The following is a 6,340-nucleotide window of genomic DNA, read 5'->3' as shown; positions in this document are numbered from 1 at the left end:
GTTTCGCATCTATTGAGAAGAAAAAAGTTATTAACAAATCGGGATAACGCTTAACAGCGTTCCCCGCTTAGCCATTAGCATTAACGTGCAACTTAAAAAGTAAATATGAAGATAGTAAATTGGACATTACTTTTTCTTGCAACGCTTTTTTGTTGTTTGGATAGCGTGAAAGCAAGCCCATTGCGGCAAGATACTATACGAGATGAAACCTACCAACTTTATCCGTTAGGGGTTGCTTGCCGCAACAATGATGTGGAAACCGTAAAACGGTTGCTGGCAGAAAAAGATGAGCCTATGGCAATGGGCAATGACTGTTACGAGTTTGATATACTCTATACGGCAATCTACTTTGACAAAGAAGATGTACTAAAATATGCCCTTACCCAATATAAGGACATTAACGATAGAGTATATAGTGATGAATATGGACTTACACTACTGACATACGCCTGCAAGCTGTCTAACGTAAAGTTAGCCCGTATTTTACTGGAGTATGGCATTAACGTAAATGGTTGTCAAAGTTCATACGACACCTACAAAGTATATCCGATTATGGAAGCCATTGCCAATAATAACATCGAACTGGTACAGTTGCTTTTAGGATATAATGCAGAACTTGATATAAAGGATAGCAACGGCAGCACCCCTCTTGTTTTGGCAAAGGATACAGGTGCAAAAGAAATTGAAAATTTACTTTTACAATGGATGAAACAACAAAAAAATAATGCTAACAACGCAGGATAACGGCAAGCCGTTCCCTGCTGAACCATTACCAATAACAGTGCGATAAGGTAAGCCAAAGATTTTATCATCATCAAAATTAAATACAATGGAGAAAAGTAGAGATTTTCAGTTATTTATGACTCAAAATGATGAGCAGCAATTTTGTGAGGAATTACGAGGGTACAATCCTAATATATTCTTTTTAGATATTTCTCCTTCTTTGGAAGCTGACATTAGCAAAAGACTATATACGTCTGTTGTAAATTCATCAAGTTCTTTCTTCTCTATCGTAAATTTTGATTTGATGACAATGGAAGAATTAAAAACGAGATACAAAAAATATGGCGAATATTACCATTTTGGTAGTATTGCAAGGGAACAAATGCAGTTCTTACGCTCTAAGCCGGATGTTAATGATTCCCATTTTTTAAGAAATGGTCGTATTGCTGATTCATATAACATTGAAGATAAGGATGAAAAAGAATGGAAGAATAAGGTATATGACATTTTAAAAAGGCATGGGGAAAAAGTTTTTTTGCTTTACCAAACATCACATGGATGTTGTGAAATTAGTATAAAGCCACAAAAAGGAATTGTTGCATATCCCTATGCTCTTAGGAAATACAACGGTCAAAATGGTTTCTATATGAAATGTGGTGATGCCATATTTGTTGGTAAAGAGATTGCTCTTAATAATTAGGAATAGAAATCTTTGGCTAATACTTAAAAAAATATTGGTAACAAGCCGGGATAACGGACTAACGCCGTTCCCCGCCAAGCCATTAGCTGTAATAGAAGCATGAAAAAGATTATTTTCTACATATCGGCAATTCTGTTTTGCTTGCCTATACAAGCACAACAGCGTTTCTTCGGTGTCATTCAGGATGCGGACGGATATGTAAATGTACGTGATACAAGTGGAACAGTGATAGGCAAATTATTGGATAATCATGTATTTGCCGATTGGGATGCACAAAAGAGCCATAAAGAATGGCATAGCGTAGAATATGGAGCAGAAACGGGCATAACCAAGACTTGCCCGAATGGAAATACCCATACAGGAGAAATCCATAAAAGCCGCATACGTTATTTGGCAGATTTGCCACAGTTGAAGAAACAGCCGCAAAGTACGGATAAATGCCTTGTATATGCCAACGACACATTAACCGTAAAGATAGACTTCCAAAAATTTAATCCACAAAAACATGCCATTGTTTATGATTTGGAAGCAGGTTTTGTTCGGAGTATTGACGGTTGTTCTGACTTGACAGGCATAGATGATAATATTCCGCATGAAGAATACGCATCTGTCACCGTCAAGCACCCTGCCGGAATATTGGAATTTCCAACAGCATACATAACACATCTATACGAACCGAGCCGAAACAATGTTGTCGTGGCATTGGGTAAAGGAAACTCACTGTTCATCAGCACGCAGAACAGTGACGGTGCAAGCGGATATTATGCCGTATGGACAGTAGAAAATTATCTTGTTAAAAGTCTGTTTGTGTTACATGACTTTTGACTAAAATACAGCTAACAACCCAGGATAACGGACGAGCCGTTCCCTGCTAACCATTAGTTGCAAATTAAAAATTAAATAGAATGGAAAATGTTGATAAAATATGCCCTATTTGCAGAAAACATCCCATAACTCTACCAAACGGAGTATGCTCTGTCTGCTATAATAAAGTAAAAACACAAGCAGATTGGAATACTGCCGAATGGGGTAAAATAGAAAATCATGGACTTGATGCAATTATAGTGTTGGCAAAGTATATCTTAGATGAAATAGAAGATGACGACCAACATCAATGGCATCAACGTCGAATATGTTTTATGCAAGATATGGTAGAGCATTTGGATAAACAATATTTTCCTAATGCTACTATCCAACAGATAAATGACTTTGCACACTCGGCTGTTGATTTTTGGAAAGGAAAAATAACCAGTCAAGAAGCAACAGAGCAACTTCAATCCATGCGTAAGGTCCTGCAAAAGGATATTATGAAATTATCTGATTGGGAACCGAAAGATTTTCTGCTTTGGATGATGATGCCGGAAGATGATTTTGATTGGATGTGGGACCAGTGGTTTGAGTGCATTCATGCTTGTATTCCCGACAAGTGTAACGATAAGTTGTGGATAAGAATGTTTCATAAACATTTTCCAAATGAAATCAAAGCATGGGTAGATAATAACAATAACGATGCAACTAACAAAGCGTGATAACGCTTCACAGCGTTCCCCGCTAAACCATTACTAACAATTTAGAGCGACAGATATGATAAGCAACGAAGATGACAGAGTTATTACGGACTTAGCAGCAAGCAAGATAACGCTTGATGAGTTCTATAAACGCTTTTCCATTGATTTGTTGTCTAATCCACACTCTTTGAGAGAGATGTGGAAGATGGCTATACAAGAAAAAGATAAAGAAACGATGCAGAATGTATTATTTGTGGAATGCTATTTATATAGTGATAAATATGGTCCTTGGCGTCCAGACGATTATTATATTGAGGATATACGCCGATTAATGAAAGAATATTGGCATGAACAGCATGAAGAACTCTTGGACATATTAATAGCTGTTCGTGATGATAAAAAGGATGAAAGGCTTTATATTGATGTCCTGCATACGACTTTTCCCTATTACGAAGACCAAGAAGCGGAAGAAACTTTTATGGTTCCTATATGGACTAAGTGTATTTGGAAATTGGCATCAATCGGTACGCCCACAGCTATAAAAAGCGTAAAAGAATTGAAAAACTCCCCCTATGAATATATCAGAAATACTGTTGAACAACAATATGAATTACATGGGTGGAATAAATAGTTAGTAACGAGCCAAGATAGCTGCTAAACGCAGCTCCTTGTCAAGCCATTACCGATAAAACAGAAAATATACAGTCATGAATAAAACTCCTTTTAAAGATTTTGACTTTTCCAGTTTTTGGGATAATAATGAATATGCCCAAAAATATTATATAGGGACAACACCTACTGATGAACAAGTTAAAGATATTGAAAATGAATTGGGATATAAATTGCCCCAATCTTATATTGCGCTGATAAAACAATGTAATGGTGGAGAACCTGTCAATACATGTTTTCCAACTCAAATCCCGACTTCTTGGGCAAATAACCATATAACAATAAGTGGAATTATGGGAATAGATAAAGATAAACCTTATTCTCTTTGCGGAGAAATGGGAAATCGTTTTTGGATTGAAGAATGGGGCTATCCAACCATTGGAATAGCGATATGCACCACTCCTTCTGCCGGACATGATATGATATTCTTGGATTATCGCAAATGTGGTTTAGCAGGAGAACCAAGTGTTGTCCATATTGATGAAGAAAACGATTATAAGATTACTACGCTTGCAGCATGTTTTGAGGAGTTTATTCGTGGGCTTGTTAATTCAAAAGACTTTGAAAGTTAAACCATCGGTAACAAAGCGTGCTAACGCTTGACAGCGTTCCCCGCTTAGCCATTAGCGAAAAATTCAGCAAAGATGAGATACAGAAAAGAAACAATAAGTCATTTCGCACGAAACAATTTGATGCGAGAAGGGGGAAAATACAGGTATCATTTTTTTGACTACCTGTATTATCGGTTGTTTATACTTTATCGAAAATATAACGAACCAGCACGTTTCAGTGCTTGTGGTGTGCTTTGTATGATTTCGTTAATTGCATTGTTCTTTTTCAGTATCTTCCTTGCCAGTGTACTACCTGACTATTGGATTTTTACGAGGAAGAACTTTACTTCCTCCCAAGGAGCATTTATCGGTGGGGTCGTTTCTGTCTTGTGCTTTGTCGCATTCTATTTACGATATAACCGTAAAAGAACTGCCGCTATACTTCTGAAATACAAAGGCAACAAATGGAACAAGATAATCCCAGTATGGATAATACTTTTTCTTCCTCTAATCATGTTCCTAACAGGAATATGGATAGGTAGAACATTTTTCTAATGAACAACATACACGAATATAGAGATATTAAAGATAAAAAATCGCTAACAAGGTCGAGATAACAGCTAAATGCTGTTGCTCACCAAACCATTAGCAACTATATAATCAACAAATATGGAACGAATAAGAATAACATCGGATTCTCCGGGATACATCAAGGTCTCAGACATAAGCAATGATTTGAAAGATTTTTCGGGAATTATAGAAACGAAATATAGTGAAATAGACTTTGTTTTCTTGTTTTGTTTTAGGGCATTATATTCCACAGTAGGTATTAGGTCGAAAGTGAGATATGAAAAAGATGTAAATTGGTTGGGTATGGATTTAATAATGCCACTGGATGAATTTAATCCATACAAAGATAATGTATCTATGCAGCGAAGAATAATGGGAAAACACTTCTTTCCATTTTTCTCTGCTAATATACATAAATACATATATAAACTCCCCGTTCTCAAATCAGTAGAAAAAGAATTAGTAGAGGATATGCGGTTATTCCTTATCGAAAATTTATGGCTACCAAACGAAAACGGACAATATAAACTATCTGTAATAGAAACTTCATCTTATGAACATTGTATAAAGTTATTTGGCAATCCGAAAGAGAAAAGATTTGCAGACAATGAGCAAGGTATTAAAGTTCAAGATTTAACTTGGATAATAGACGATTCTAAAAACGAATTGTCCGCAACATATTTGTTGATTGATAAAAAATGGCAATTACAAAAATATCAGGTGAGAATTAAAGAGGTTGCTAACAACGCAGGATAACGGCAAGCCGTTCCCTGCAAACCATTATAAACAATATGTATCGTATTGCAAACATAGTACTATTTGTTCTTGCCATTTTCGTGGTAATGGGGTGCTCTTGTAGTAAAACTCTGTGTGAACGTAACATACAAGATGATATACTCAATATTGATAAATTCCGTAAACAAAGTAAGAAAGAGTACCGCTATATAGAAGAAGATGCGGAAAGATTGTTTGCAAACTCGGCAGCGGTTTATCCCGATACATTATACCGCCAACAATATACTTCATTGCAAGGTTATTTCTATGGAGAAACTGGATTTGACTTATATTGTATATGGTATGCACAGTTCAATGCCAATAATAGGAAACACTATCGTTGTGAACGTAAGACGTTAAACAAAATATTCTATTGTGTAAATGATATGTTAAGATGTATTGCCGGGGGCGGAACTGGCTTTACACATGAAACATATCGCATTCCAGCATACACAGAGCATTACATCTATAAATATCAGAATATGGAAGCCCATAAACAGTGCCAAGATAATGACATAAACCAAACGATTTCAAATTTATGGCAGATAATGGCTACATATAATAACGAAGATATGCCCTTTGAAATATTAGCTTATAAAATGAAATACATATATGAAAATGTGGAATATATAAAATCATTACTTACTGCTGAAATATATAATTATTGCCTGCAAGAATATATGTGCAGACTAATAAACGAAAATGTAAGTGAGCAAGAACAATTAAGTTTATAACAACGAAAGATAGCATCTGACGATGCTCCTTTCTAACCATTAATAACAATAGTGCGAAACATGAAAATTATAAAAATAATATTGTATTACTTACTATTGGCAAGTACACTT

Annotated in this window: 8 protein-coding genes; all 8 read left to right on the top strand. The window is 35.7% G+C overall.

Annotated elements, in window-relative coordinates; all coding sequences use genetic code 11:
* The first annotated feature begins 105 nt into the window (after positions 1-105).
* Positions 106-744 (top strand): ankyrin repeat domain-containing protein, encoded by a 639-nt coding sequence (locus D7V92_RS21490; RefSeq protein WP_121737427.1) that lies wholly within the window; start codon positions 106-108, stop codon positions 742-744.
* A gap of 85 nt (positions 745-829) precedes the next feature.
* The gene (locus D7V92_RS21485) at positions 830-1,423 is read left to right on the top strand and encodes a hypothetical protein (protein WP_007654014.1); all 594 of its coding nucleotides are present in this window, start codon (positions 830-832) and stop codon (positions 1,421-1,423) included.
* Positions 1,424-1,522: 99 nt separating this feature from the next.
* Complete coding sequence (locus D7V92_RS21480; protein WP_121737428.1) at positions 1,523-2,248, top strand: hypothetical protein; 726 nt, start codon at positions 1,523-1,525, stop codon at positions 2,246-2,248.
* A gap of 80 nt (positions 2,249-2,328) precedes the next feature.
* A complete protein-coding gene (locus tag D7V92_RS21475) occupies positions 2,329-2,952 on the top strand; it encodes a hypothetical protein (protein ID WP_117809689.1) in 624 nt (207 codons plus the stop codon).
* A 55-nt stretch (positions 2,953-3,007) separates the two neighbouring features.
* Positions 3,008-3,562 carry a hypothetical protein gene (locus D7V92_RS21470; protein WP_016274007.1) on the top strand — a complete coding sequence of 185 codons (555 nt, stop codon included), beginning with the start codon at positions 3,008-3,010 and terminating at the stop codon, positions 3,560-3,562.
* Between the two features lie 76 nt (positions 3,563-3,638).
* The gene (locus D7V92_RS21465) at positions 3,639-4,172 is read left to right on the top strand and encodes an SMI1/KNR4 family protein (RefSeq protein WP_121737429.1); all 534 of its coding nucleotides are present in this window, start codon (positions 3,639-3,641) and stop codon (positions 4,170-4,172) included.
* A gap of 648 nt (positions 4,173-4,820) precedes the next feature.
* Positions 4,821-5,477 (top strand): hypothetical protein, encoded by a 657-nt coding sequence (locus D7V92_RS21455; protein WP_065538034.1) that lies wholly within the window; start codon positions 4,821-4,823, stop codon positions 5,475-5,477.
* Positions 5,478-5,512: 35 nt separating this feature from the next.
* Positions 5,513-6,229 (top strand): hypothetical protein, encoded by a 717-nt coding sequence (locus D7V92_RS21450; RefSeq protein ID WP_032581321.1) that lies wholly within the window; start codon positions 5,513-5,515, stop codon positions 6,227-6,229.
* Positions 6,230-6,340: the final 111 nt, after the last annotated feature.

The organism is Parabacteroides sp. CH2-D42-20 (assembly GCF_003670185.1).
Taxonomy (GTDB): Bacteria; Bacteroidota; Bacteroidia; order Bacteroidales; family Tannerellaceae; genus Parabacteroides; species Parabacteroides distasonis.
This window is presented reverse-complemented; position numbering and strand designations above follow the sequence as displayed.